Raw genomic sequence first — 24,984 nt, 5'->3', positions numbered from 1 at the left:
TAGTTATTTTTTTGGTTGGTTTTTTAACATGGCTTCTATTTCTCTAGGAACATATTTTTCATCATGCTTAGCAAGTACGGTTTCTGCTTCAAATATTTTGTTGCTGGAGAGTCGTCCAACTACTACCACACCCTGCCCTTCTCTAAATAAATCGGGCAGAATACCTGAGTATGAAACAGCTAATACCGAAGCATAGTCAGTAATTTGGAATGTAACATGGTTATCCTGAACAGACGTTGCAACTGTTCCCTTCACTACCATACCTCCTACTCTAACCTGGTTTTTTAAAGTAGTAGCTTCAAGTACTTCAGTTGGGGTTTTAAAGTACATTAAATTATCAGTAAACGAATAAAGAATAAAACCTAGTCCTATTGCAAAAACCGACACCAGGACAATTATTGTTCTAATTCTAATTTTAGTTCTAGCTTTCATAATTGTGATTGAATCTTTTCAATTTTAGTTGGTGAACCTTGAGAAGCGCTCTTGCGATTTTTCAATAGGTAGCGTAACTGGAAATATGCGTACAAAAAATAAATCAAAAAACTACCTATCACAATTGTATACCCACTGAAAATATACCATGCATATGGGCTTTGAATAATTCTGACCAAGCCTTCACTCATAACGCTTCACCCAATTAGCATCATGGTTATGCCCGACAAGTAAACTCATTAATCTTAAGTGAATCAACGACAAGGCTAAACAACTAAACCCAATTGCAGAAATAAGCAAGGGACTGAGCATAGAGCTATCAATTAAAGACTCACCAAACACAGAAACCGTGGTGCCTTGATGTAGAGTTGCCCACCACTCTACCGAATAGTGAATAATCGGGATTTGGATTATGCCTAAAACACATATCGTTGCTGGAATACTCCATTGAGCTTTTGATTTTTCAAAAAGGGTGGCTACGATAATATAGAGCACATAGATACATAGAAGAAAAAGCTCCGAGAGTAACCGAGCGTCTCCCCATACCCACCATGCTCCCCACATTGGTTTTCCCCACAAAGAGCCTGTTATGAGCGCAAGTAAAGTAGTTACTGCACCTAATGATGAAGCAGCTACTGCAAATAAATGGGAGACTTTAATTTTCCAAATCAAATAGATTGTTTCTGCTCCAGCCATCATGCAATAAATAAACAAAGATAGCCATGCACAGGGAACATGCACATAAATCAGCCTAAAAGCATCCAATTGCTGATAGTCAGGTGGCGCAATAAAAAGCCCTTGATACAAACCGTATGCCACTGTAACGCTACCAAATATTCCGAAAATTTTGAAAACATGTTTTGAAAAATTAAAATACTCTTCGGGATTTCCAAAACGATACAAAAAACTTAGGTAAGGCATAACTGCATAGATATTTTATACTCTTTTATATAAGTTCTGGGTAGCGTTACTCAACGCTACGAAGTACGGCAATTTTAGCAAATATAAGTATTGCAGCTGTAGAAGAAATTGCATAGCCAACCATAAGGAATACACTAGCAATCCCCCCTTCATTTAAAAACACTCCAGAAGCAACTAGTATGGGGACTAAAAAAGGAAATAATATCAAAGTAACCAGCAAACCTGAGGCTCCTCTGACAATTAAGAGCATGCAAGAAAAATGTGTAAAAAGCGAAACAAGATATAAGGTACATAAAACCACTAAATATAATTTACCCATTTGAATGAGCGTTAAACTGTAACTTATTGTAACCAAAAAAATGACACACATACAAGGGATTAAGAAAAGCAACCAACTCACAACCACTCTGAGTAGGAAAAATAGCTCGCAGGAAAACTTACTTAGGTACCAATGTACCAATGCACCATCATAACTAGCTCTATCTGATACCGAGATAACCACCAACAATTGCGCAAGTATTGATGCGTATAGTACAAAAACTACTATTCCTTTTTGTAATACTCCAAGCGATATCCCAATCATCAAAGGGTAGGTTAATGAGACTAAGAGAATATACAAAGTAGCAAACAATAAAACCGCTTTCTGCTGGAATTGAGATTTAATTTCAAGAAAAAACAAAGTAAAAAACAACTTCATGACAATTCTATTACATCAAAGGTAATGGAATCTAGTGAAGGTTCATGACTAACCATTACTACTGTTGCGCCTTGCGACACTTGCGCTGCAATTTTTTTTCTGACTATTTCTCTTCCGGTATGATCTAAATTGCTAAATGGTTCGTCAAGTAAAAATACTTTTCGCATCGCATCCCATAGTATTGATAATGCTATTTTTTGTTTTTGACCAGAGGATAACATACCGATCCGAGTCTTATTGAGTGCTTCTATTCCCAGTGATTGCATAGCGTGCTGATGCCAGTCGGCCTCGGGCATTCCGTCCAAACACCGACGCATTAAAAAATAATCTGCGACGGTTAATGTGCTTGGAAGCGCGATAGGATTTGGGACATACCCTAGTAGCGCAAAATAGTGTTGATTGTGAATGACAGAACAATTATCCCAGAGCACTTCACCCTCATCGATCTCTAAAGTTCCAGATAAAATTTTTAAAAGCGTACTCTTACCGATACCGTTTTCACCTTTAACTATTGTGCAACGAGCCTTGGCAAAGGAGACATGACTATTTTGAAATAACACTCGCTCACCTCGCGTTACAGTGATATTAGAGGCGACAAGCATTTATCACTACACCATTAACGATAAGTATGATCTTTATCTAACATTCGGTCTAATTTATGTTTAACCCGTTCAAAAGTAGAATCAATTGATTTATACATATCTTGCATCTCAGTTTCAACGACAATATCATTGTGGCTATCAAATTTAAGTACCGCTTCAGCAATAAATGTCTTCTGTTCTTTTTTTAATATGAGGTGAAGATGCCGTAAATGGGAGCTATGCTTTTCTAATTTAGTAAATTTTTTATGGACAAAATCCCTGATGGCGTCTGTTAATTCAAAACTTGTAGCACTAATATCTATACGCATATACATCCTCCTTTTACTTCTATTTTAACTAAAAAACAATCGCTAGGTTAGAATAACTGAATGGATACAGTATTAATAGTTGGTGCAGGCGCTCGTGAACACGCAATTGCCTGGCATTGTTCAAAGCAAGATTCAATTAAGTCAATTATTGTTTGTCCTGGAAATGCAGGAATGGAAACACTTCCCCGCACAAAAACTTTTCCAATCTCTGTGGAAAACATTGATGCTATAGTCTCATTAGCACTGGAACATACAGTAACCTGCGCGATAATTGGCCCCGAACTTCCCCTCAGTCTCGGCATCGCTGACAAACTAAACCAACATGGTATATTGACCTGGGGTCCAAACCAATATGCAGCGCAATTAGAAAGTAAAAAAATTTTCTCAAAAGCGTTTATGCTTAAGCATGGGATTCCAACCGCGACATCTGCCCAATTCAGCGATTACATACAAGCGGTAAACTTCCTAGATAATTCAAATTTTCCAATAGTCATTAAAGCAGATGGCTTAGCGGCTGGCAAAGGTGTATTTATTGTTTCATCGAAACAAGAAGCGACAGAAGTATTACACATGCTTATGGTAGAAAAAAAACTTGGTTTGGCGTGCGCTCAAGTCATATTAGAAGAATATATTGATGGGTTTGAAGTTTCCGCAATTGCCATGGTCTGGGATGCGTCTTATGTAATGCTTGAATATAGCCAAGATCACAAACGGCTTTTAGATGGTAACCAAGGGCCAAATACTGGCGGAATGGGTGCCTACAGCCCAGTGCCGGCAGTTACAAAAAATCTAGAAACTACCATAATTGAAACAATCATAAAACCCACGATCAATGCTTTGCAAAAAGACGCAATTTCATATAGAGGTTTTCTTTACGCTGGTCTGATGGTGCGTGAAAATAGAGTTTATGTATTGGAATATAACTGTCGTTTGGGCGATCCAGAAGCACAAACCTTGCTACTACGATTGCAATCAAGTTTGGTAAGCGCAATACATTCTTTATCACAAGGAACTACTCCTGAGTTACATTGGGATAAGCGTTGTTCTGTTGGGGTGGTACTAGCACAGGAAGGATACCCTACTTCTGCTAGTGGTGAAACTACCATTACATTACCGAATTTACATAGTAAGCACACCATGATATTTCAAGCCTCAACTAAATTAAAATCAGGCACATTACACAGCTCAGGAGGTAGGACTTTAACTGTAACTGCGCTAGGTGACACGGTGCTTGAGGCACATCGTGAGGCCTACGCATTAGTATCAGCTATTGAATTTAAAAATTGTGTGTTCAGAAAAGATATTGGAAAGTTGCAAGAACAGTGATAAAATAAAACTATGCATATCATTATAAAATCATTAATTTTACTTTCCATTTCATTGGTTACTTCTGTGGGTTACGCCAATGAGCTAAAAACTACCGATACACCACTTGCCGCACCACCCGTCGCACCGCTTACGCTAATTGAAATCTTTGATCAGGTTAATAAAGCATTAGTGAGCGAAGACTTCCAAAAAGCTTTAGACTTGCTCAATCAAGGACTTACACTTCAACCAACAAATGCAGTAGCGTATAAACTCAGAGGTGATATACATCTTAAATTTAATAAAACACCAGAAGCAATTGCAGATTTTGAAAAAGCAATTGAGATAAGACCAAGTTATCATGAAGTAGCTTTTGAGTTAGCGACTATTTACAAAAAACAAGAAAAATATCAAAAAGCATTACAACTTATTACCAATGCACTGATAGAAAATGAGCGGAATATTAAATACTATGCCCTTCGTGCCTCTTTGTATCTCGCACTGCAAAGCAAACAACTTGCCTATCTAGACTACTCAACAATAAATCAACTTGAACCAAGTGACTCAACCTACCTCGCTTCGGCACAGATACTTTATGAATTAGGTAAAAACGATAAAGTAATTTCAGAGACCTCAAAAGGAATTGCACTAAATAGCAACAATGATCGATTAATTTTCTTACGAGGCTTGGCTTATAAAAGCAAACTCAATTGCAAAAATGCAACTAACGATTTCAACAAATCCTTACAATTAAAACCCAACACCAATGAGTATCTCTTTGAACGGGCGCAATGTAACAATAGCATAGGTAAATATTCTGAGGCGCTTGTTGACATTAATACTGTCATCAGTTCCCAGCCAAAAAATATTGAATTTTTATTACAACTTGGAATTATACGAGGTAATTTAAATGAATTCCAAACTGCCAGAGAGGTATATGATCAAGCCATAGCATTAGATCCGAATAATTCTACTGCGTTTTTTTTGAGGGGTATTATTTTTGAAAAGAACAATCAACATGGATTAGCATTAAAGGACTACAACAAGGCAATACAATTGCAACCCAATTATCAAAGCGCGCTGTTTAACCGAGCCAACCTCTTCAGAAAAACCAAAGATTACGAATCTTCGTTGCGAGATGTATCAAAGTTAATCGCTTTAAACTCTCTGGATGATTCATTATATGTAACCCGCGGTTTAATTTATCTTGAAGCTAACAATGAAAGCGCGGCTGAACAAGACTTCAGCAAAGCAATTGATTTAAATAAGGGTAGTGTCGGTGCCTATCTAGAAAGAGCTAAACTCTATATCTCGCAAAATAAAAACGCAAAGGCTCGTGAAGATCTTAAAATTTTAACTTCAATTGCCCCCACTTCTTTAGAAGTGAAAGCACTATTAAAAACTATTGGTTGGTATTAAGTTAGCGTTTCATTGAGTCAAAAAACTCAGAATTCGTTTTGGTTGCCTGCATTTTGCCGAGCAAAAATTCCATGGCCTCTAAATCATCCATTGCATGCAGTACTTTTCTGAGAATCCAAATTTTAGTTAACTCATCATGCCCGATAAGTAATTCTTCTCTTCTTGTACCTGAACGGTTAATGTTAATAGCAGGAAAAATTCTTTTTTCGGCAATTCTTCGCTCTAAATGTATTTCCATGTTTCCAGTGCCCTTAAATTCTTCATAAATCACATCATCCATCTTAGATCCCGTATCAACCAGCGCGGTAGCGATAATAGTTAAACTACCCCCCTCTTCAATATTCCTTGCTGCACCAAAAAATCGCTTTGGCTTATGCAAAGCATTAGCATCAACACCACCAGTAAGTACTTTACCTGAAGCAGGTGAAATGGTATTGTAGGCACGCGCTAGCCTTGTGATTGAGTCAAGAAGTATCACCACATCCTTTTTAGATTCTACTAACCGTTTTGCTTTTTCGATGGCCATTTCCGCAACTTGGACATGTCGATTAGCTGGCTCATCAAATGTTGAAGAGACTATTTCCGCATGTACCGATCGTTGCATTTCCGTAACTTCTTCAGGTCTTTCATCAATCAATAAAATAATTAGAAAACATTCTGGAAAATTAGCATTGATACTTCGAGCAATGTTTTGCAACATCACCGTTTTACCAGCCTTTGGTGGAGAGACAATCAATCCGCGTTGCCCTTTACCAATTGGGGCTACTAAATCTATAATTCGAGCAGTTATATCCTCCTTACTGCCATTTCCTCGTTCAAGTTTTAGGTGTTTATCGGCGTGTAAGGGCGTCAGATTAGTAAAAAGTATTTTATTTTTTACATTTTCAGCTGGCTCATAGTTGATTTCGTCAGGTTTAATCAAAGCAAAGTACCGTTCACCTTCTTTTGGTGGACGAACTTTACCAGCAACCGTATCTCCAGTATGGAGATTTAATTTTCTTATTTGATTAGGTGAAACATAAATATCATCGGGACCGGCCAAGTAAGACGCATCGGGAGATCTCAGAAAACCATACCCGTCTTGAACAATTTCTAGCACGCCATCGCCAACAATATCTTCACCACGATCTGCGTACTGTTTGAGAAGTAAAAACATTAACTCCTGTCTCCTCATCCGCGCTGGATTTTCAATTTGAAGCTGGTTGGCTTCTTCAATTAATACAGCAATTGATTTCTTTTTAACTTCACTTAAATTCATACAGCCTATCCTTTTATTTTTTCTATTAGTTCAATAAGTTGGTTTTTTGCTAACGAGCCAGCCTGTTGAAATACTGGTTCTCCTTGTTTAAACACCATGAGTGTCGGAATACTTCTAATATTATACGTGCCCGCAAGTTCTGGAGCAGCATCAACATCAAGCTTCGCGAATACCATTGATTCACTATGGGTACTTGCAACTTCTTCAAAAACTGGAGCAAACATTTTACAAGGACCACACCAAGCAGCCCAAAAATCAATCAGCACTGGCTTCTCAGCCTTGCGCACCACTTCATCAAAATTTGCGTTAGTCAATTCATGTATTTTATTATTCATAGTTATTTCCTCGATAGGTTGATTGTGTTATAATTAATTATATGGGTAAAAAAATTTTAATTCTAGGCGGTAATGGTTTTTTGGGGAGATCGCTTGCTATTAAAATTTCTAAATTACATTATGATTATACAATATTTGCAACTTCAAGAAAGTCTGTTTGGAATTCCGATTTAAAAATACTTCCAAATGTAACTCTACTTACCTTTCCTAGCTATAATGCTAACACACTGAAGCAACTTTTGCAAGAGGTAGATATAGTTATTAACTGTATCGGAATACTCAATCAAACAAAAAAAGCATTGTTTAGAGATGTACATTCTGGAATAGTTAGAATGCTTGTTGAGCAAATTAACACCTTACAACTACCGAGAATCATTCATATCAGCGCACACCACGCCGATGCTAATGCAGCGGCAAGCAGATATTTACGAAGTAAAGGAGAGTCAGAAATGTATCTCCACACCTACTGCAATGAATATACCAATTGCACTACATTTAAACCATCATTATTGTATGGATTTGGCGATTCAAGTATATCTACTTTCGCATCTATAGTTCGCCTGTCTCCCTATTTTTACCCAGTAATTTCACCTCATTCAATTATCGCTCCCATTTATATCAATGACTTTACCAGTTTGATTATTGATTCATTTGAAGATTATTCTACCTATGGAAAAATTATAGATGTACTTGGACCTGAGGATCTTTCCTTGCTACAGATACACCAATTAATAGAGAGGCAGTATTTACTTTTTCTTGGAAAAAGAAGAAGTGCCATAACGATTCCTAGGTGGATAAGTTACCTGATAGGATTTCTTTCAGAACTAACCCATAATACAACGCTTAGCGTAGACATGCTGAGAAGTTTAGAACATTCGCCAGATCGATCGGTCAAAAACCTAAAAACCACTTCAACAAAATTAGAGCATATGCTTCCCACGCTACTCGGTTTAATAACTCAAATGGGTGAGTATAGTCAATTTAGAAAATTGGGGTGATATGGATATTTATTTGGTCGGTGGTGCTATTAGAGATTCTTTATTAAACTTACCAGTTTTGGAAAAAGACTGGGTTGTGGTTGGCTCAACCCCTCGTGAAATGGAATCTTTAAAGTATCGTCAAGTAGGTAAACAATTTCCAGTATTTTTACACCCAATTACCAATGAAGAATATGCCTTAGCACGAACAGAGGTAAAAAAATCAATTGGCTACACTGGTTTTATTTGTGACTTTTCTCCAAAAGTAACATTAGAAGAAGATTTATGGCGAAGAGACTTCACCATAAATTCAATTGCATTTGATGAAAAATCAGGAACATACATAGATCCTTGTGAGGGAATGAAAGATATTAAAAATAAAATAATTCGCCACACCTCAATTGCTTTTTCAGAGGACCCACTTAGGTTAATTCGTTTAGCGCGTTTTTATGCAAAATTAAAACCACTGGGCTTTACCATTGCGCCTGAAACTTTAGAACTTGTAATACAGATTGTAAATAATGGTGAATTACCCAGTCTCAGCGTAGAACGATTATGGACAGAGTTTGAAAAGGCTTTCACCTATCAAGACCCTGACGCATTTATAGAGGTGTTAATTTCATCTACCTACGCAAGCACCACGGGACTGAAAAGTCTATTTGAGCAACCCTGTCGCGAGGCTTTGCGATACATAAGTGCTCATAATTCCTCTCCACTGATTAGATTTGCAGGTTTCTGTGCAAGAGCGAGCGATTCGGATATAATCAATTTTACCAACTGGTTACCTGTTCCCAACCGATACACTGAATTAGTTACTAAGGTAAGAAAAAATTTTAATAGCTATTACCATTCGCCAACGTTAACAATTTCTAATATACTCTCGCTACTCTATGATTGCAATGGCTTTAAGCAAGGTGAAGTCTATGAAAATTTCTTGACTTGCTGCGAACTGGTATCAAAATCAAGGGCAGAGTACCAAAACATACCACATCCACAAACTAAATTTCTACAAACTATGCTCCATGTAGCCAAAACTGTAACAGGAAAATCACTTATGCGATTAAGACTTGAGGGAGAAGAAATTACCAAAGAAATTGACAAGCAACGATGCGCGGCAATGTGTAAAATCAGAAGACCGTACCGCTGGGCAGAAATTAAATAGTCGCGTAGGTTAGGAGAATCGCTCCTAACAAAATCCTATAGATTACAAAAGGTAAAAAGCCAATACGACGCACAATTGTTACGAGTGCATGTAGTGCAAAGTATGAAACTAGCGCACTTACCACAACAGTATAACCAATCAAAGGTATATCAAGTTGTTCTCCCTTTCTGATGACTTGAAAAAACTGATATGCGGTTACTCCAGCAATGGTTGGAATGGCTAAGAGAAATGAAAAATAAATTGCAGATTCTTTTTTAATTCCCCAAAACAAACTGGCAGAAATAGTAACTCCAGAGCGAGATACACCTGGGAAAAAAGCAAGCAGTTGCGCAGCACCAATAGACAAGGCCATAGGTACTGTGATAGATTCAAGCCCCGAAACACCATGGCGCCTTGTAGCTAAATACAATACCACTGCAAACACGATAAGCATCACTGCAATTGAAATTGTGTTTCTACCAAACAGTTCCATACTTTCAGCTATAAAAGGTGCCGTGATAAGGGTTGGTAAAAATGCCAACCCAAGCATACGGAGCAGGTGTGGGTTACCGCGTAATTGGATAAGTTCATTTCTATAATATAGAATAATTGCAATGAGAGAACCAAAGTGCAGAGCAACATCCACCGTTAAGCTATGCTCATGCATTTCTAACCACATTGACATTAATACAAGATGCGCTGAGCTAGAGATAGGTAAAAATTCACAGAGGCCTTGCACCATGGCCAGCACCGTATAGCTAAAAAAAGTATCAGTCATAGACGCTCAGAGCAATCATAACGAGCAAATCGATCTAACCAAGGGGTGGAAATATTTTTATTTGCAATTAATACCTTAAATTGGTCGCCCATCCCACTGGGAGAAACTAGATATACACTTGAAGTACGATATTTAACTTGCTCAAACAAATTGGTATGAGATACGCTTGGGGCTTTTGAAGAAAAACAATGTTCTAATAGCCACATACCTTGGGGAAGAAACATTTCAATAGTATATCCGATAGACTGCAACGCTTCTGCAACCTCACTAAAATTAACGTCAACACTAATATCACATTTGCCAAAAGGAAGTTTGGCTAAATTATAGTGAGGGGGAAAAAACTTTAAGGTGCCATACAACCGATCTTGACGATAATAGAAAGTGGCTGGTTCGCCATAATCAATAATGACAAGATGGGCATGAGTGATTTTCCGCAATAGTACATTAAGAGTATGCGCTAAATTTATTCGAAGTTCAAATTCATTACCCTCAGGAATTGCATTAAGCAACTCACCATTCTTGATCTGGCTCGCTTCGGCAAGTTCGCGAGAGGCTTCTGCAAAAATCGCTGTCCATATTCCAGGACTGGATTCTTGCATATACTGCTCGAGCACTCCATCATCCGTTCTCAAGGCTCGTTTTGCAGGAAATGCATCGAGCACCTCATGGAATACAACCATAGCATTGGGTGGCAGTTCAATAGAATCAAGTTCATGGTATTTACACCAAGTAATTTGAGGTAAAAATGGGGCAAGGGTTTTTTCTTGCCATAAAATACTTGCGTTAGTTTTTTCAACTAAGAAGTATCGAATAGTAACAATACCCAATGTTTGTAGCGTGGTAAGTAAATCAAACGCAAGTTTTCCAGTACCTCCCCCAAACTCTACAATACTAACCGAAGAATCTTCTCTATACAAATGAGCGAACTGATACGCCAATGATTGCGCAACAAGTGGTGATAGATGTGGTGAAGTTAAAAAATCACCTGTGTGACCCATAACTGGTATTTCGCGATCATAGTATCCAGCATTGGGGCAATAGAGAGATTGCTCCATAAATTGATCGAAGCTTTGCAGTTTCATGGTTTCTAGTTTATACTAACCATTACAATGAAATTTGAAAAAGTAATGCTAATAACTGGGGGTGCGAAAAGAATTGGTAAAGCCCTCGTAGAGCATTTTCATCAGCATGGTTACAGGGTGTGCTTTAGTTACGCTACATCCCACACTCAAGCAACTGAGCTTAGCCGATCACTTAATGACAAGCAACCAAACTCAGTTATAGCAATCAATACCCAGCTTCAATCTCCAGGCCAACCAATCGCTTTAGTGGATACTTGTCTAAAACATTTTAAGCGGTTGGATTTAGTAATTAACTGTGCTTCAAGTTTTTTTCCCACTCCAATCGGTACCATTACAAGAGCTGACTGGGACGAACTCATGGATACTAATTGTTATGCACCACTTTGCATTTGCCAACATGCTACTGAAGCGCTCCTTCAAACTAAAGGTTCAATAATAAATATAATTGATATTCATGCATTTAGACCCATGCCTCGTCATGTAGTCTATTCCATTACAAAAGCTAGCCTGCTTGCACTCACACAATCACTCGCCATTGAACTCAGCCCAAATATCCGAGTTAATGCTATAGCACCTGGCACGATACTATGGGCAGAGCATAATCAAGACCCCGCTACAAAGCCAGAAGCAGTTTTGCCAAAAATACCATTAAACCGTCTTGGCACTGTGGAAGAAGTTGCGCAATCTGCGTATTATTTAGCAGAACATGCCACTTATACCACTGGGCAGGTTATCGCCTTAGATGGTGGTAGACATCTTCAACTATAGGTGTGTTAAAATACCCTCCATATCATGAGTAGAGTTTGTCAAGTTACAGGTAGAGGCGTTCAAGTGGGTAATACCGTTTCACACGCTAATAATAAATGTCGCAGGAGGTTTCTTCCCAATCTTCACCATCACAAGTTTTGGTACGAGGAAGAAAATCGCTTTGTTAGACTTCGCTTAAGTGCTAGTGGCATCAGGACTGTGGATAAACTCGGTATTGCAAAAATTATCGTACGGTTACGCAAAAAAGGAATTGTCGTATAATGGCAAAATCAGTTCGTGAAAAAATCAAGATGGTCTCAAGTGCCGGAACTGGTCATTTTTACACAACAATAAAGAACAAAAGAAATTCAACAGAAAAACTTGAATTAAAAAAATTTGATCCTGTCGTGCGCAAGCATGTGCCTTATAAAGAAGGCAAAATTAAGTAATTAATTTTCACCCAATTCACAATACCCAGTAGTTGACTCAACCGATGGCATCGGGTTGAATTTTGTTGCGGTCACTTTAATCCAGGTTAGCTCAAAGTTAGAAAATAACTCATACGCGCAACGCTCGGCAAGATATTCAACAAGGTGAAAGGTATGAGTGCTTGCAAGCTTTTGTAAAATCTGCACAATGCCTTCATAATCTACTGTTTTTGAAATTAAATCTTCCCCACTATCCAAATAACACTGCGGAATATACACTACGCTAAATCGCACTCGTTGGGGTTTTGAGCGTTCTTGTGGAGACACACCTAATTGAACAAATAGCTCAATAGAGTCCACCGAGACCAAAATTTTTTTATTTCCAGTGTGCTTCAACTTGATAGGCGCAGAGCATACGGACAAATCCTTTCAGCTCGGGTACATTAGATTTTTCAGCCGAAGTACACCAATCACCCATGGCGACCAACAACCGTTCTTGATTCTCAAATTTAGAATTCCAAATGGCATCCAACTGTTGCTTAAATTGCCATACCAACGATAAGCGTGGGTAGCGAACTAACAGTGAATCAAGTTCTATTTTTTTTGAAAAAATATCACGCGCCATTAGTTGTTTCTTGAGTGCGCGTAATTTTATTTTATCTTCATGAGTAGCTTGAGACTCTGCATGAGAGAGGAGAGGTTTTATCACCGTCTGAATGTAATTTGCCACCACATGCATTCTCGCATTAAACACGGCTTTTAATGCTTGGGTATCAAGTGTAAGCTTGCTGTAATCAAACATAACACGAGGAACTGTTTTTTTAATTTTGGCTAGACCAATAAATTGTAATGCTTGTATATACAACCAACCAAGATCAAACTCCCACCAATTTAAAGAAAATTTTGCAGAGCTAGGATAGGCATGGTGGTTATTATGTAGTTCCTCACCACAAATTATCCATGCGAGCGGAACAATATTAGTAGAACCGTCTGGAGTGTTGAAATTTCTATACCCGAAATAGTGCCCAAGGCCGTTAATGACTCCAGCAGCCAAGAATGGTATACACATCATTTGTAATGCCCAAAAGGTTACTCCTTTTGCACCAAAAATCAGAATATATAACCCTAGCAATATAAAAATCCCATACCTATTTCTTTTGCCATAAAAAATATTTCTTTCTAACCAATCATCTGGGGTGTTATGACCATATTCATTTAGGGTTTCTTGATTCTTTGCCTCTTTTCGATAGAGCTCCGCACCTTGAAGCAAAACCACACGAATTCCATACACAAACGGACTATGCGGATCATCTTGGGTTTCTACTCTAGCGTGGTGTTTTCTATGTATGGCAACCCACGCTCGAGTTGACATTGCAGTAGTAAGCCAAAGCCAAAATCTAAAAAAATACTTGACGGCTGGATGGAGCGTCAAGGCTAAGTGGCACTCACAACGATGCAGATAGACCGTAACACCTAATAATGTAATATGACATGAGAGCGCAGTCAATAATAACCCGGTCGGCCAATCTAGGCCAGTTATTCCATTGGATAAGAAATCTATAAGTATCATGTACACAGTATACAGCATGAACTTTATGTATAATAGTGACCGATATGAATGAGAATTTAGTATTATCTTGTCATAATTTAAGTAAGTTTTTTGGCAACAATCAAGCGGTAAAAAACATTAGCTTTCAATTATCACGAGGTCAAATAGTTGGATTACTCGGATTAAATGGGGCGGGCAAAACCACTACCTTGTCCATGATTTGCGGTGTTGTACCTCCTAGCGAAGGCACTATTTCAATTTGCAATTATTCGCTTAGAGATCAGCCAATTAAAAGCAAAGAACAGATTGGGTTTTTACCTGATCAACTCCCCCTCTACAAAGAACTAACCGTTCAAGAGTATTTAACCTACTGTGCGACACTTCGCCGAGTTAAAAAGAATAAAATCAAAGAAGCAGTTAACTATGTCATGGATAGATGTGGAATTACCGCTAGAGCTGACCAGCTTGTCGGCCAATTATCGAGAGGTTACCAACAAAGAACCGCAATCGCTCAGGCAATTGTTCATAGCCCAACACTCGTGGTACTTGACGAACCAACCTCAGGACTTGACCCAGTGCAAATACAACATATCAGAGACTTGATACTAGAATTGCGCAAAGAACACACGGTAATAATCTCCACCCATTTGCTTTACGAAGCTGAATTGTTATGCGATCGCATACTAATAATTCACAACGGAGAAATTCTCCTTGATAAAGAAAAATCGCAATTAGCCATTTCCACCCCAACGGTACTAGTTACCTTCGGACACCCCCCTACCCTTGCTGAATTACAAAATCTTCCATCGATCACTTCAGCACAAGCCATAACCGACACACAATTCAAAATAACCTTTAGTCCATTACCTGCAGACAGTGACAATTACAACGAGTTGCTTTCCCATTCTGTTACCCATGCATGGAATATTCTTGAAATCACAAGACAGCATACCAATGTGGAGGCAGTGTTTTTACAACTGACATCATCATGATTTTTACCATTGCGTTATTAGATCTCAAAAGAAATTTTAAAACTCCGTTAGCTTGGATTATCATAGGTATAACACAACTAATTTTTTCGTACTTCTTATTTGTTAACACCTACTTCTACTCAACTCAGCAAGACCGCATTGTGGAAAGTGGGAGCTCGATCGGGATTACCTCATCACTCGCGACGCCAACATTATCTATATTTATGTTCATTGCGATTTTTATAGTTCCTTTACTCTCAATACGATTACTTGGTGAGGAGCGCGCCAATAACACCATTACACTTTTATTAAGTTCACCTATTTCAATTCCATCGCTCGTACTTGGAAAGTTTTTTGGCATTCTATTATTTTGCCTATTGATACTCGCGTTACAAGTAATCTCAATTATTTTTTATTTTGCGGGTGAAACTGAACTAAACTACCTGCATCTAGCTAGTGCTAGTCTCGGAATGTTACTAATCTTATCGCTCTATTGCTCGGTGAGTTTATTTTGTTCAACTATCTTTAACAATTCACTCACCATAGCGATAGCTTCTTTTTCAGCAATCGCGCTGGTATGGTTAATAGGTATCTCATCCTCTATCATTAACGCTGATGGATTTCTCACCACCCTTAGACAATGGTTGAGCCTAGGTAACCACACCGATGATTTTTTTAAAGGTGTACTTTCTTTTAATCATGGTTTATATTTTGTTGTCATGACTTTTTCTTTTCTTATCCTTACCTATCAAAATCTTGAATCCTATCGTTTGTCTGGAAAACAATAATGCAAAAAATCCCACATCTGATTACCTATATTTTTATTATTGCACTCATAGCGCTCTCATCGCAGCTAGCGCCTAAGCTCACCTCACAACTTGATGTCAGCTATAGCAAAATCTCAAGCCTGCGCCCTGAAACCATTAAAACCTTAGCCCAATACAAAGAACCTGTTACAATCACACTGTATGTTGACAAAGAAAATAGCACTAACAGTGGGTTTGAAACTCTGCTTCAGCGCTACGCCGACGCTAGCCCGTTATTCAAATATTCAATTATCTCAATAGAACAGAGACCCGACTTAGCGCAATCAGAAGCAGTTACCGCACCAGTAGAATTAGTGCTTAAACACAAGCTGGCAGCACGGCGAATTCAAAATGCCATTACCGAACGAGCAATTACCATTGCCTTGCAAAGTTTACTGCGTGGCTCACAAGAAACTTTATTTTTCCTAGCCGATCATAACGAACGCTCCATTAATGGTGAACAACTTCATGATTATAGTTTGTTGGCTAACATCCTATTTCAACGAGGTATGCAACTTTCTAGCTATAGTCTGGTAAAATTTGAAAATTTTGCTGACAATGTTAAAAGTATTATTGTCCCAGGTCCAACTACCGACTATCGTCCACAAGAAGTAGAACAACTTGCAAAATTCATTAACCGAGGAGGTAATGCACTGTTTTTGCTTGAAGACACCACGACAAATAATTTACTTAAATTTTTAGAAAAAGAATTTGGGATTACTTTGAAAAAACCAACTCTCATTGAACTTGACGATCCCGATAAAACTGGACTGGTAATAGGTTTTGGAAATCAAGAATTACCTATTACAAAAGAACTCAGAACGTTTCTACTATTTTTTCAGCCTCGCGAAATCACAACTTCTACAGTGAACTCATGGACTGCAAAAAAAATGATCGTTACCAAGCAAGGTGCAGTACTTGGATATGAATTTTCTCGTAGTTTAGCTTCCACAGACAGTGAACAGAAAGTTTATATAGTTTCTGATGCTGATATATTTGCGAATAAATATATACAAAGCGGTGCTAATCTGCTCTTAGCTAACAACCTCTTCAATACGGTACTGGGTGAAGTATCTTCACTGAATCTTGAAACCCCTGCGTTACCCGATCAAACCATGGAAAATGAAATTTCCCCACTTAAATCATTGTTCTTGTTTATATTTGCGCTTGGTTTCATTGTCTATGGACTGATGATCTGGTGGAAACGCTCAAGAGCATATCACAATGGTAAAGAAACTCCTACGACAAAATCTTCTTAATCTCACCTTACTGATTGCAATCATTGCTGTTAGTATTTGGTACTGGGTGCAATATTCTAATGAGAAAACTGTACCAAGCCTAGCCAAAGGGGTGACGGTAACTGAACTAACTATCTCCTATTCGGAAAATAAATTACAGTTCTTAAAAAAAGAAGACTGGTTGCTCACTCATCCCTTTAGTGCCAGAGCCGATCAAGCAAAATTACGAGAGCTAGCTAACTACCTTGAGTCAACTATTATAGATACTATTGGGTCAGTAGCCAACCTAAACCTATCTACCTACGCTCTTAATCAACCTACAGTCACACTTATACTAAATAACCACTCAATCGCATTTGGAAACCAAAATCCAGTAACTCAACAGCGCTATGTCCGCTATCAAGATTTAGTCTATCTGATCGAGAACTATCGCTTTAGTTTAATTTCAAAAAACCCCTATGATTTGCTTGACAAAAATCTTATTCCAACTCAGCAAACTATCATGTCAATAGAAGTACAATCAACCAAGAACTTCTCAAGTAATTTTACAATCACAAAAGAGAAACTAGGTGCTGATTATGTCATTACGGGCAGAGAGGACAAACAACTTACCGCGAAAGACATTAACAGTTGGATTGATGCGGTGTCGTTTATAAGCGCAGACTCTGTAGCGCCACGACAAATAACTAAGCAAACCCCGATTAAACCAAGCGTCACTATTACTATAACCTTAGCGAATGGTACCACGCAAAAATATGATTCATTTGTAAACGATCAATTGATTCGGGAAGATATTGCAGCAGGAGTTGTGTATTTTTTAAATCCAACTGACTATCAAAGATTACTTACCCCTCCTTCTCATGCCGGAACTACCGGAAGTTGAGGTTTGCGCACAGTATATTTCTAAACAATTACTTGACGCTTCATTGTTTAAAGTAACTACTAGCCAACTATCCCTACGAAAACCTATCCCTAAAACTAGAGAGTTTTATCCCTTGTATCACCAGACCTTAAAAACGGTCTCGCGCCATGGTAAATATCTCTTGCTAAACTTCTCAAGCAAAACTATTATTATTCATTTAGGTATGAGTGGAACCGTTCGTATTGAGTTCAAGGTAAACAAAAAAAACCATGACCATTGCATTTTTTCATTTACTAAAGCTCAAAACCTCCTGCATTTAATTTATAACGATCCCAGGCGCTTCGGAATGATTTCACTAGAAGGGTCTGATGCGCTACCTTCTCTGAGCAAGCTTGGTCCAGATTTATTTAACCAAACGCAATGTCACCCTCGATACTTATTCAGTAAAGCACAAAAAACTTCGGTTGCGATTAAAACTTTTTTACTTGACCAAACTATCGTAGCTGGGGTAGGTAATATTTATGCCTGCGAAGCGTTATTTACCAGTAACATTCATCCAGCCACCAGCGCTCAAAACCTCTCGCTTGTACAATTACAAACATTAACTAAAGCACTTACCACTATCATGAAGCGAGCCATTCGCAAAGGTGGAAGTTCTATTCGCACCTTTACTAATCCAGAAGGTACGCTTGGGTATTTTTCCTTCTCACATCAAGTGTACGACCGAGCAGCTCAGCCATGTACTATGTGCCACACCGCCATTGAAGTTTTTACTCAGGCATCAAGGAGCACATACTACTGCCCTCATTGCCAGCCTATGTTAATGTAAATTAAATTCATAGGCATCAAGCAATCTAACCTTCTCCATTCTGCAAGCACCAAGTAAGACAAAGCCATTTGTCCCAGCAAGCGAGTCTCCATCGTCAAAACGCCTCATCAATTGCTGATCCCATAATTCTAAATAATCAACGCTAATGTTTTTTGCATTAAGGCTTTTAATAGATTCAGCAATAGTGCTTGCCTTGTCGCCATCTTGCTGCATTACATTAGCAAGTTTTTTTAATGTAGCGTAAAACAGCGGGGCGATACTGGATTCCTGTTCACTTAAAAACTGATTTCTAGAACTAAGCGCCAGACCAGACTCAGCGCGAACGGTTTCAGCTCCAACGATAGTCACTGGTATTAGTAGCTCTGCACAGAGTCGCTCTATCACGCGGAGCTGTTGGTAATCTTTTTTACCAAATAATGCACGGTGAGGAGAAACCACATGAAATAATTTAAGAATTATAGTTGCAACCCCAGAAAAATGCCCAGCACGAAAAGCCCCTTCAAGTACTTGCCCGATCCCACCAACATTAATTTCAATTTTTTGTGATTCAATTTCTTTACTATGAGGGTACATTTCTTTTTCATCGGGCACAAATACAACATCTGTCTCGTCAAGAACGGTTGATAACAATGCTAGGTCAGCATCCAGTGTTCTCGGATAGCTTCTATATTGATCAGAGCGCTCAAACTGGGTAGGGTTAACAAAAATTGATACTACAAGGTTTCCAGAATATTTTTTTGCCTGCTGACATAACGATAGATGACCCTGATGCAGATTGCCCATGGTAGGAACAAGCACCACTGATTTTTGTTTATCTCTCCAAGCGCGTAGGAGTGCACAGGACCTTAATACCTCCGCCATGATTAGTACTTAATGTGGCTTTGATCAGGAAAACTACCCTCGCGCACCTCTCGAGCATAGTTACTCAACGCTTGTGAGATCCCTGTAGTGGTGCTAAGATAATTTTTAGAAAAAGAAGGAGCCTTGGCAGATAACCCAATGATATCGTACGTGACTAAAATTTGACCGTCACAATCTTTCCCAGAACCAATTCCAATTACTGGAATTTGCAACGCATTAGTGATATCTAGTGCAAGTTTTGCTGGTACACATTCTAATAAAATCATACAAGCGCCAACCATCTCTAAATGTTTAGCGTATTCAAACAACTGCGCACTACTTTCCGAAGTAACACCCTCGTATTGATAAACCCCTTTTTTAAGAATATGCTGCGGTCGTAATCCAATATGAGCGCAAACCGCAATACCCTGCTCACTTAACGATTGAATAAGCATCGGTTGTATTGAAGCATGCTCTATTTTTAAAATTGTAGCACCTTCAGCCAGAAGAGCATGTGCAGTAATAAAGGTTTGTTCTACATTACGACAGCTAAGAAAGGGTGTGTCAGCCATAACCATTGATTTTTTTGAACCCCGTACCACGCATTTAGTATGATAGACCATCTCTTCAAGAGAAACTGCTATGGTATCCTGATGACCCTGCACAACCATGCCCAAAGAATCACCTACCAACTGAATATCCACATGACTATCAAGTATCTGTGCAAAACTAGCATCATAGCTAGTAGCGCAGACTATTTTTTTCTTGGCTTTTTTAAGCTGATTGATATCGTGAATGGTTAAACGCATAAAAATATTTTACATGACTTTAGGTATAATGATTAACCCATGCAATTTACTGCTACTACCATACCAGAAGTACAACATATAGTGCATAGTGTTAGGAAAGCACAACCAGCCTGGGCCTCTAGTGAAATTGAAACGAGGGTTGCAACATTACAAGCTTTTAAACAAGCAATACAATCAGTAGAATCTGAGCTCTTTGAAGCCATGTGTGAAGATTGTAAGCGTATTGGATTAAGCAAATTAGAATTATTTTTACTCTACCAGAGAATAGATCATTGGTGCGCCAGAGCTCCAATGCTATGTAAACTTCAAGAAACCGGTATATCTCAAGTCCAACCATCGGTAACCTATCAACAGGTCTATCATCCCTATCCAGTCGTTGGTTGCATCAGCCCATGGAATTATCCACTTACGCTTTCTTTCGCTGATGCTATACCAGCACTTCTTGCCGGATGTAGTGTGGTATTAAAACCAAGTGAAATCACTCCTCGTTTCGCCACCCCAATACGCAAAGCAATTCATCAAGTTCCTTCTTTACAGAACATTTTTGCCATTGTGCTAGGCGATGGTGAAGTAGGAAAAGCGCTCATCGATGAAGTAGATTTAATTTGCTTTACCGGAAGTGTAACCACCGGCAGAAAAGTAGCAGTGCAAGCCGCCTCTCGCCTTATTCCAGCAATAGTAGAGTTGGGAGGTAAAGATCCATTACTGGTATGTGAAGATGTTGACATAGAAGTTGCGGCTCGTGTCATTATTAGATCTAGCTGCGCAGGAAGTGGTCAAGCCTGCCAATCTATTGAACGAGTCTATATTCACCATTCAATTTTCCAGAAGGTATTAGAAGAAATAAAAAAGCAAATCCAAGATATCACCTCTACCGCAACTGATCCACAGAACGGCACCCAAACTCCATTTATTCATCATCCTCAAGCGACTATTGTAAAAGAGCAGATTGATGAAGCTATTGGACAAGGAGCTATTCCATATAGCGTAGGTGAATGGCAAGAATCTAAAGGCTACCATTGGTGCCCTATCACCATCCTTACTAATGTAAACCATTCCATGCGAATTATGCAAGAAGAAACCTTCGGTCCGGTAATTCCACTCATGCCTTTTAAGAGCGACGAGGAAGCAATCGCCTTGGCTAACGATTCGGAGTTTGGCCTCTCAGCTGCTGTGCTTTGCAACGATCAAGCACGAGCTATAGCTATTGCAAAACAAATTAAAGCCGGTGCGATAAGCATTCATGATGCTGGATTAACCACTACACTCTATGATGTAGAAAAAAATTCTTTTGCTCAGTCAGGATTAGGGGCGTCACGCATGGGGGATGTCGGGCTAACGAGATTCTTTCGCAAACAAGCCTTGCTCTTTCAAACCAAACCACCTATACCTCTGACGATGTTTAAAAACCAATAGGGTTTGGGCTAATGATTCTAGTGGTTGATAGTTTTAACGGTGCGTCACCGTCAATTAATTGATTTGGTAACAATTCACAGAAAGGATAATAGACAAAATCTCGTTTAACTATACCTGGATGAGGTAAGGTTAACTCTACGCTGGTACTTTGATAATGCTCCATCCAAAGCAAATCGCAGTCAATAACGCGAGGATAGTATGATTGTATTGTTCTGGCTGGTGTCCTACCTAGCCTTCGCTCAATCGCCTGCAAAGACTGTAAGAGGCATGGTGCCTCTAATACACTATCGCCAATGACTACAATATTAAGATACTCGGGCTGGGGGAGATAACACTCGCTTGGAAAACTTTGATACAACGAGGAATGAGTAATGAGCTTAAATGCATGATCCTGGCGAAGTATGGTCAATGCTTTAATGATTTGTACCAGAGGGTAATGCCAATTACTTCCCAGGCCGATTGCACACTTCACTATTAACCAACTAGGTGTTGATATAGATCTGAGTAATGGCTTTGGTAAAACAATCTATCCACTTCTCCCCATTTATCATAACGAAAACTAGGTAATTGAATAAATTTCTTTGGAATTTTATAACAAGTAATTTTTCCATACATTACCCCTCGGAGTAAATCAGAATTAAAAGTTTCTAATTCTGAGGAAAATATCACTAACGCAATTGGAACAGCGCCATGGTGCGGATGGGGTACCATAATTACTATGCAATTAACAATGGAAGGCATCAACATAATGTAGTTTTCTAAATCAATTTCACTAATGCGTAATTGATGTAGTTCGGGCAAATTTTGTAAACTACCATAACAATGCAGTGTGGTGCCAATTACAGTAGCGATAATGCCTGATGCTGTTTCTTTTTTTGTGTCTTTATCAACCATGATTAGCTCACCAATGGTTCTACTATGGGGACTCCACTCATCTCGAACGGGAGGATTATCAATAGGATTAAATTTAAATTCATACTCGGAGAGGACTTTAGTAAAAGTCAGCAAGGAAGGTTTATCATCATGTAACGTTGTGGTTGCAATAAAGCCGAAGTTACTTTTACCAAAAGAAATAAATATTTTTGTTTTAAATTCACGATAGAATCTCATCTGATAGCTTAAAGCGAGTCGACCGCAAACACATATAAATGTTTCAGGAATTCTTTCTATTTTTAAGTTTTGGATTAATTCGTCTTCAATCAGCTCAGTGATGTGCAGTGCGTTATCCAGATACAGGTCGGCATGGGTTATCTGTTTAATTTTATCACGATAAGAAAAATCAGTAGAAATAATTGCAGTTGCGCCAGTTAAACAAAAACCATGAAAAAGCACAAACAATCCGACCCGAGAATTCCAATCCATCGTATGAAATATTCTAGTTAATGGATTGATATTATAAAATTCACACACTCGCCCAGCGTTGGCAATCAACTGCTCAATCTCAGCCTCAAACATAAATACTTCTGAATCATTTGATTTATTAGAAATAAACTGTATGCTCGAGGATCGTTCAATGTGGTCAGAAAAATCTAAAGGAGAAAATGGTTCAAGCATCCCCCAATAGTTGGCAGTATCTAACCACTCAATCGTAGTTCCAGTGGCCTGTTTAACAACTCGCTCACCCAGTACTCGATTGATTTTCAGACTATCATGGATAACGACATTAGGTTTGTAAGTTTTTAAACAAGCATCTAGCCCATGCACACCATGGGATAAGCTACCAATCATAACCTTTGCACCGAGCAGATCACATGCGAGTATTAATGAAGTCATAGATACTGGGCTCTCACATTGTAGCAACACCTTACTCGTCGTCGCCACTCCCTTTTCTTGCAAAAAGCGAGCTAAGCGAACAACACGGTATTGTAATTTACTATAGGTGATATGCTCTTTTCCATCAATAAAAAAAGCATCGTTTTCTGGAAATTGCTCTACAAGAACACTAAATCTAGACCACAGACAGGTCGGCATATTTATGTATGTGCATAAACTTAATGTTTATGAGGAAGCTGTCCATGAAAATGAAGATGACCTTGACGAACCATGGTATCCTCAAAATCGCTTGGTCCATGTGGATGATTATGCCCATAACTAACTATCCATTTATATAACAAGGGATCTCGTTTCATAACTCGAGCCGCAGATCGTTCTCGGTTTTCTTTTGGAGTACTCCAAGGATTATAATGAAAATGATTAAATAATTTGGAATCTACCCTACCCAATGCTATACAACCCAACTCACTAGCAAACGCTCCATGATTAATATAAGCAGGTCTCCAGAAATATCCTCCAGTCGGCACATCACCAAACTGCATCATCCATGAAGTACCCCATAGATGATATGACTCTTCAGCACAATCATGGTAAGAGATATTATCCTGCCAGAAGTGCGGTGTCATACAATACAAAAATGTCATGGCTAATGATTCAGGATTATAATTCAACAACTTAATCATACAACCAGAAGCAACGGAAGGCTTGGCAATATTCCCAGCAGCCCAAGGTATATCATTATAACTATCAACATCGTGATAACGAGACACAGCACATAGCGCGTGGTGCTCACTACTTGCCTCAAAACTAGGAATACCAGTATTATACATATACAACAACAAGCAACCCGATTGAGTGCTTATCGCAGGCATAGCGTACCCAGCAGGCACGAAGAAATAATGGCCACGACCAACCGTACGACCACCAACAACCATCGAACCTTCAACAACCATAATCTCAAGTTCGCTATAGCTCAAACCAGGTGGCTGACGATAGCCGCCAGGCATCATAACAGTCAGCGAACAAGCGCCTGTTTCAGGATCTAAACTTAGAGTTTTGTACTTCAAACCACGACCAAAACCAGCCAATGTCATATTCCTAAACGGAATATCACGATCACAAAACGGCTCAATATGCGGACGGGTCATTTACCAAACCACCTTATCTTTTCGCTTTGGCTTCACAGGAATATCAGTAGGCTTAATCTTAACTCGCACATCACCATCAGCATTAAAGCCACGCACCTGTATCCTTTCTAAAAATTCACTGTACCACTTATCACGAACAACACTCAACGCATCCATAGACTTTACAATTCGCTTATACAAAGCAACCTGCACTGCAATCTCTCGTTTCAGCCACTTTGCGCCATCTTTACTAACTTTATGAGGTATCTTAGTTCCGTACATATCAATATTATATTATACTAGATTATATTATACTAGATTACATTATTTTTCC

The 24,984-nt window shown here is 38.8% G+C and carries 30 protein-coding genes; 13 read left to right on the top strand and 17 right to left on the bottom strand.

From position 1 onward, the window contains the following. Positions 1 to 3: 3 nt before the first annotated feature. The 5 genes from ccmE to raiA form a co-directional block, all read right to left on the bottom strand. On the bottom strand, positions 4 to 432 hold the full coding sequence (gene ccmE / locus QM538_04350; GenBank protein ID MDI9347716.1) for a cytochrome c maturation protein CcmE: 429 nt from the start codon (positions 430 to 432) through the stop codon (positions 4 to 6). A gap of 183 nt (positions 433 to 615) precedes the next feature. After that, positions 616 to 1,353, bottom strand: coding sequence for a heme ABC transporter permease CcmC (ccmC, locus tag QM538_04345; GenBank protein MDI9347715.1), 738 nt, complete (start codon positions 1,351 to 1,353; stop codon positions 616 to 618). A 46-nt stretch (positions 1,354 to 1,399) separates the two neighbouring features. After that, complete coding sequence (locus QM538_04340) at positions 1,400 to 2,050, bottom strand: heme exporter protein CcmB (GenBank protein MDI9347714.1); 651 nt, start codon at positions 2,048 to 2,050, stop codon at positions 1,400 to 1,402. Continuing rightward, the gene (locus QM538_04335) at positions 2,047 to 2,652 is read right to left on the bottom strand and encodes an ATP-binding cassette domain-containing protein (protein MDI9347713.1); all 606 of its coding nucleotides are present in this window, start codon (positions 2,650 to 2,652) and stop codon (positions 2,047 to 2,049) included. The genes QM538_04340 and QM538_04335 overlap by 4 nt, the downstream gene beginning before the upstream one ends. A gap of 14 nt (positions 2,653 to 2,666) precedes the next feature. After that, positions 2,667 to 2,960 (bottom strand): ribosome-associated translation inhibitor RaiA, encoded by a 294-nt coding sequence (gene raiA, locus QM538_04330; protein ID MDI9347712.1) that lies wholly within the window; start codon positions 2,958 to 2,960, stop codon positions 2,667 to 2,669. 60 nt (positions 2,961 to 3,020) lie between these two features. On the opposite strand from raiA, the gene purD reads away from it, so the two are divergent. Both purD and QM538_04320 read left to right on the top strand, forming a co-directional pair. Continuing rightward, positions 3,021 to 4,286, top strand: coding sequence for a phosphoribosylamine--glycine ligase (gene purD / locus QM538_04325; GenBank protein ID MDI9347711.1), 1,266 nt, complete (start codon positions 3,021 to 3,023; stop codon positions 4,284 to 4,286). 12 nt (positions 4,287 to 4,298) lie between these two features. Next, positions 4,299 to 5,684, top strand: coding sequence for a tetratricopeptide repeat protein (locus QM538_04320; protein MDI9347710.1), 1,386 nt, complete (start codon positions 4,299 to 4,301; stop codon positions 5,682 to 5,684). Between the two features lies 1 nt (position 5,685). Here QM538_04320 and rho read toward each other — a convergent pair whose 3' ends face one another. Both rho and trxA read right to left on the bottom strand, forming a co-directional pair. Continuing rightward, positions 5,686 to 6,942, bottom strand: coding sequence for a transcription termination factor Rho (rho, locus tag QM538_04315; GenBank protein MDI9347709.1), 1,257 nt, complete (start codon positions 6,940 to 6,942; stop codon positions 5,686 to 5,688). A 5-nt stretch (positions 6,943 to 6,947) separates the two neighbouring features. Beyond that, positions 6,948 to 7,277 carry a thioredoxin gene (trxA, locus tag QM538_04310; GenBank protein ID MDI9347708.1) on the bottom strand — a complete coding sequence of 110 codons (330 nt, stop codon included), beginning with the start codon at positions 7,275 to 7,277 and terminating at the stop codon, positions 6,948 to 6,950. Positions 7,278 to 7,318: 41 nt separating this feature from the next. Here trxA and QM538_04305 point away from each other — a divergent pair, with 41 nt between their 5' ends. Next, entirely contained in the window at positions 7,319 to 8,275 is a 957-nt protein-coding gene (locus QM538_04305) for an NAD-dependent epimerase/dehydratase family protein (GenBank protein ID MDI9347707.1), read from the top strand. Between the two features lies 1 nt (position 8,276). Continuing rightward, positions 8,277 to 9,416, top strand: coding sequence for a hypothetical protein (locus QM538_04300; protein ID MDI9347706.1), 1,140 nt, complete (start codon positions 8,277 to 8,279; stop codon positions 9,414 to 9,416). Here QM538_04300 and QM538_04295 read toward each other — a convergent pair. Then, positions 9,409 to 10,173, bottom strand: a complete 765-nt coding sequence (locus tag QM538_04295; GenBank protein ID MDI9347705.1) for an undecaprenyl-diphosphate phosphatase — start codon at positions 10,171 to 10,173, stop codon at positions 9,409 to 9,411. The two genes, QM538_04300 and QM538_04295, sit on opposite strands and share 8 nt — an antisense overlap. After that, on the bottom strand, positions 10,170 to 11,255 hold the full coding sequence (locus tag QM538_04290) for an SAM-dependent methyltransferase (GenBank protein MDI9347704.1): 1,086 nt from the start codon (positions 11,253 to 11,255) through the stop codon (positions 10,170 to 10,172). The genes QM538_04295 and QM538_04290 overlap by 4 nt, the downstream gene beginning before the upstream one ends. Before the next feature lie 27 nt (positions 11,256 to 11,282). Here QM538_04290 and QM538_04285 point away from each other — a divergent pair, with 27 nt between their 5' ends. The 3 genes from QM538_04285 to rpmG are packed head-to-tail and all read left to right on the top strand — an operon-like array spanning position 11,283 to position 12,451. After that, complete coding sequence (locus tag QM538_04285; GenBank protein ID MDI9347703.1) at positions 11,283 to 12,023, top strand: pteridine reductase; 741 nt, start codon at positions 11,283 to 11,285, stop codon at positions 12,021 to 12,023. A gap of 24 nt (positions 12,024 to 12,047) precedes the next feature. After that, the gene (rpmB, locus tag QM538_04280; GenBank protein ID MDI9347702.1) at positions 12,048 to 12,284 is read left to right on the top strand and encodes a 50S ribosomal protein L28; all 237 of its coding nucleotides are present in this window, start codon (positions 12,048 to 12,050) and stop codon (positions 12,282 to 12,284) included. Continuing rightward, the gene (gene rpmG / locus QM538_04275) at positions 12,284 to 12,451 is read left to right on the top strand and encodes a 50S ribosomal protein L33 (GenBank protein MDI9347701.1); all 168 of its coding nucleotides are present in this window, start codon (positions 12,284 to 12,286) and stop codon (positions 12,449 to 12,451) included. The genes rpmB and rpmG overlap by 1 nt, the downstream gene beginning before the upstream one ends. On the opposite strand, the gene QM538_04270 is transcribed toward rpmG, so the two are convergent. Both QM538_04270 and QM538_04265 read right to left on the bottom strand, forming a co-directional pair. Continuing rightward, positions 12,452 to 12,790: a dihydroneopterin aldolase gene (locus tag QM538_04270; protein MDI9347700.1), complete on the bottom strand. Its 339-nt coding sequence runs from the start codon at positions 12,788 to 12,790 to the stop codon at positions 12,452 to 12,454. A gap of 16 nt (positions 12,791 to 12,806) precedes the next feature. Beyond that, positions 12,807 to 14,000 (bottom strand): fatty acid desaturase, encoded by a 1,194-nt coding sequence (locus QM538_04265; protein ID MDI9347699.1) that lies wholly within the window; start codon positions 13,998 to 14,000, stop codon positions 12,807 to 12,809. 44 nt (positions 14,001 to 14,044) lie between these two features. Here QM538_04265 and QM538_04260 point away from each other — a divergent pair, with 44 nt between their 5' ends. Genes QM538_04260 through mutM form a run of 5 tightly spaced genes read left to right on the top strand, consistent with a single transcriptional unit; the run spans position 14,045 to position 18,685 of the window. Continuing rightward, the gene (locus tag QM538_04260; GenBank protein MDI9347698.1) at positions 14,045 to 14,971 is read left to right on the top strand and encodes an ABC transporter ATP-binding protein; all 927 of its coding nucleotides are present in this window, start codon (positions 14,045 to 14,047) and stop codon (positions 14,969 to 14,971) included. Beyond that, complete coding sequence (locus tag QM538_04255) at positions 14,968 to 15,738, top strand: ABC transporter permease subunit (protein MDI9347697.1); 771 nt, start codon at positions 14,968 to 14,970, stop codon at positions 15,736 to 15,738. The genes QM538_04260 and QM538_04255 overlap by 4 nt, the downstream gene beginning before the upstream one ends. Then, a complete protein-coding gene (locus tag QM538_04250) occupies positions 15,738 to 17,015 on the top strand; it encodes a Gldg family protein (GenBank protein ID MDI9347696.1) in 1,278 nt (425 codons plus the stop codon). Before QM538_04255 ends, QM538_04250 begins: the two co-directional genes overlap by 1 nt. Continuing rightward, the gene (locus QM538_04245) at positions 16,981 to 17,877 is read left to right on the top strand and encodes a DUF4340 domain-containing protein (GenBank protein ID MDI9347695.1); all 897 of its coding nucleotides are present in this window, start codon (positions 16,981 to 16,983) and stop codon (positions 17,875 to 17,877) included. The genes QM538_04250 and QM538_04245 overlap by 35 nt, the downstream gene beginning before the upstream one ends. Then, positions 17,855 to 18,685 carry a bifunctional DNA-formamidopyrimidine glycosylase/DNA-(apurinic or apyrimidinic site) lyase gene (gene mutM / locus QM538_04240; protein ID MDI9347694.1) on the top strand — a complete coding sequence of 277 codons (831 nt, stop codon included), beginning with the start codon at positions 17,855 to 17,857 and terminating at the stop codon, positions 18,683 to 18,685. The genes QM538_04245 and mutM overlap by 23 nt, the downstream gene beginning before the upstream one ends. Here the strand turns inward: mutM and panC are convergent. Further along, positions 18,677 to 19,546, bottom strand: a complete 870-nt coding sequence (gene panC, locus QM538_04235) for a pantoate--beta-alanine ligase (protein MDI9347693.1) — start codon at positions 19,544 to 19,546, stop codon at positions 18,677 to 18,679. The genes mutM and panC overlap by 9 nt on opposite strands. A gap of 2 nt (positions 19,547 to 19,548) precedes the next feature. Continuing rightward, positions 19,549 to 20,334 (bottom strand): 3-methyl-2-oxobutanoate hydroxymethyltransferase, encoded by a 786-nt coding sequence (gene panB / locus QM538_04230; GenBank protein MDI9347692.1) that lies wholly within the window; start codon positions 20,332 to 20,334, stop codon positions 19,549 to 19,551. A gap of 39 nt (positions 20,335 to 20,373) precedes the next feature. Between panB and QM538_04225 the strand changes: the two genes are divergently transcribed. Beyond that, positions 20,374 to 21,750 carry an aldehyde dehydrogenase family protein gene (locus tag QM538_04225; GenBank protein ID MDI9347691.1) on the top strand — a complete coding sequence of 459 codons (1,377 nt, stop codon included), beginning with the start codon at positions 20,374 to 20,376 and terminating at the stop codon, positions 21,748 to 21,750. Here QM538_04225 and folK read toward each other — a convergent pair. From folK to QM538_04205, 4 genes are read right to left on the bottom strand one after another with little or no spacing between them, the layout of a single operon-like run. Next, complete coding sequence (gene folK / locus QM538_04220; protein ID MDI9347690.1) at positions 21,737 to 22,222, bottom strand: 2-amino-4-hydroxy-6-hydroxymethyldihydropteridine diphosphokinase; 486 nt, start codon at positions 22,220 to 22,222, stop codon at positions 21,737 to 21,739. The two genes, QM538_04225 and folK, sit on opposite strands and share 14 nt — an antisense overlap. 2 nt (positions 22,223 to 22,224) lie before the next feature. Beyond that, entirely contained in the window at positions 22,225 to 23,721 is a 1,497-nt protein-coding gene (locus QM538_04215) for an AMP-binding protein (GenBank protein ID MDI9347689.1), read from the bottom strand. Between the two features lie 20 nt (positions 23,722 to 23,741). Next, entirely contained in the window at positions 23,742 to 24,671 is a 930-nt protein-coding gene (locus QM538_04210; GenBank protein MDI9347688.1) for a DUF4437 domain-containing protein, read from the bottom strand. Further along, a complete protein-coding gene (locus QM538_04205; protein MDI9347687.1) occupies positions 24,672 to 24,932 on the bottom strand; it encodes a hypothetical protein in 261 nt (86 codons plus the stop codon). Positions 24,933 to 24,984: the final 52 nt, after the last annotated feature.

It is taken from the genome of Candidatus Methylacidiphilales bacterium (assembly GCA_030054035.1).
GTDB lineage: Bacteria > Pseudomonadota > Gammaproteobacteria > JASGCS01 > JASGCS01 > JASGCS01.
The sequence above is the reverse complement of the archived record's forward strand: the minus strand, read 5'-3'. Positions and strand labels throughout refer to the sequence as shown.

What these genes read in the sequence shown, in the direction of transcription:
- ccmE (MDI9347716.1), bottom strand. Translation starts at nt 432, where the DNA reads ATGAAAGCTAGAACTAAAATTAGAATTAGAACAATAATTGTCCTGGTG.
- ccmC (MDI9347715.1), bottom strand. Translation starts at nt 1,353, where the DNA reads ATGCCTTACCTAAGTTTTTTGTATCGTTTTGGAAATCCCGAAGAGTAT.
- QM538_04340 (MDI9347714.1), bottom strand. Translation starts at nt 2,050, where the DNA reads ATGAAGTTGTTTTTTACTTTGTTTTTTCTTGAAATTAAATCTCAATTC.
- QM538_04335 (MDI9347713.1), bottom strand. Translation starts at nt 2,652, where the DNA reads ATGCTTGTCGCCTCTAATATCACTGTAACGCGAGGTGAGCGAGTGTTA.
- raiA (MDI9347712.1), bottom strand. Translation starts at nt 2,960, where the DNA reads ATGCGTATAGATATTAGTGCTACAAGTTTTGAATTAACAGACGCCATC.
- purD (MDI9347711.1), top strand. Translation starts at nt 3,021, where the DNA reads ATGGATACAGTATTAATAGTTGGTGCAGGCGCTCGTGAACACGCAATT.
- QM538_04320 (MDI9347710.1), top strand. Translation starts at nt 4,299, where the DNA reads ATGCATATCATTATAAAATCATTAATTTTACTTTCCATTTCATTGGTT.
- rho (MDI9347709.1), bottom strand. Translation starts at nt 6,942, where the DNA reads ATGAATTTAAGTGAAGTTAAAAAGAAATCAATTGCTGTATTAATTGAA.
- trxA (MDI9347708.1), bottom strand. Translation starts at nt 7,277, where the DNA reads ATGAATAATAAAATACATGAATTGACTAACGCAAATTTTGATGAAGTG.
- QM538_04305 (MDI9347707.1), top strand. Translation starts at nt 7,319, where the DNA reads ATGGGTAAAAAAATTTTAATTCTAGGCGGTAATGGTTTTTTGGGGAGA.
- QM538_04300 (MDI9347706.1), top strand. Translation starts at nt 8,277, where the DNA reads ATGGATATTTATTTGGTCGGTGGTGCTATTAGAGATTCTTTATTAAAC.
- QM538_04295 (MDI9347705.1), bottom strand. Translation starts at nt 10,173, where the DNA reads ATGACTGATACTTTTTTTAGCTATACGGTGCTGGCCATGGTGCAAGGC.
- QM538_04290 (MDI9347704.1), bottom strand. Translation starts at nt 11,255, where the DNA reads ATGAAACTGCAAAGCTTCGATCAATTTATGGAGCAATCTCTCTATTGC.
- QM538_04285 (MDI9347703.1), top strand. Translation starts at nt 11,283, where the DNA reads ATGAAATTTGAAAAAGTAATGCTAATAACTGGGGGTGCGAAAAGAATT.
- rpmB (MDI9347702.1), top strand. Translation starts at nt 12,048, where the DNA reads ATGAGTAGAGTTTGTCAAGTTACAGGTAGAGGCGTTCAAGTGGGTAAT.
- rpmG (MDI9347701.1), top strand. Translation starts at nt 12,284, where the DNA reads ATGGCAAAATCAGTTCGTGAAAAAATCAAGATGGTCTCAAGTGCCGGA.
- QM538_04265 (MDI9347699.1), bottom strand. Translation starts at nt 14,000, where the DNA reads ATGATACTTATAGATTTCTTATCCAATGGAATAACTGGCCTAGATTGG.
- QM538_04260 (MDI9347698.1), top strand. Translation starts at nt 14,045, where the DNA reads ATGAATGAGAATTTAGTATTATCTTGTCATAATTTAAGTAAGTTTTTT.
- QM538_04255 (MDI9347697.1), top strand. Translation starts at nt 14,968, where the DNA reads ATGATTTTTACCATTGCGTTATTAGATCTCAAAAGAAATTTTAAAACT.
- QM538_04250 (MDI9347696.1), top strand. Translation starts at nt 15,738, where the DNA reads ATGCAAAAAATCCCACATCTGATTACCTATATTTTTATTATTGCACTC.
- QM538_04245 (MDI9347695.1), top strand. Translation starts at nt 16,981, where the DNA reads ATGGTAAAGAAACTCCTACGACAAAATCTTCTTAATCTCACCTTACTG.
- mutM (MDI9347694.1), top strand. Translation starts at nt 17,855, where the DNA reads ATGCCGGAACTACCGGAAGTTGAGGTTTGCGCACAGTATATTTCTAAA.
- panC (MDI9347693.1), bottom strand. Translation starts at nt 19,546, where the DNA reads ATGGCGGAGGTATTAAGGTCCTGTGCACTCCTACGCGCTTGGAGAGAT.
- panB (MDI9347692.1), bottom strand. Translation starts at nt 20,334, where the DNA reads ATGCGTTTAACCATTCACGATATCAATCAGCTTAAAAAAGCCAAGAAA.
- QM538_04225 (MDI9347691.1), top strand. Translation starts at nt 20,374, where the DNA reads ATGCAATTTACTGCTACTACCATACCAGAAGTACAACATATAGTGCAT.
- QM538_04215 (MDI9347689.1), bottom strand. Translation starts at nt 23,721, where the DNA reads ATGCCGACCTGTCTGTGGTCTAGATTTAGTGTTCTTGTAGAGCAATTT.
- QM538_04210 (MDI9347688.1), bottom strand. Translation starts at nt 24,671, where the DNA reads ATGACCCGTCCGCATATTGAGCCGTTTTGTGATCGTGATATTCCGTTT.
- QM538_04205 (MDI9347687.1), bottom strand. Translation starts at nt 24,932, where the DNA reads ATGTACGGAACTAAGATACCTCATAAAGTTAGTAAAGATGGCGCAAAG.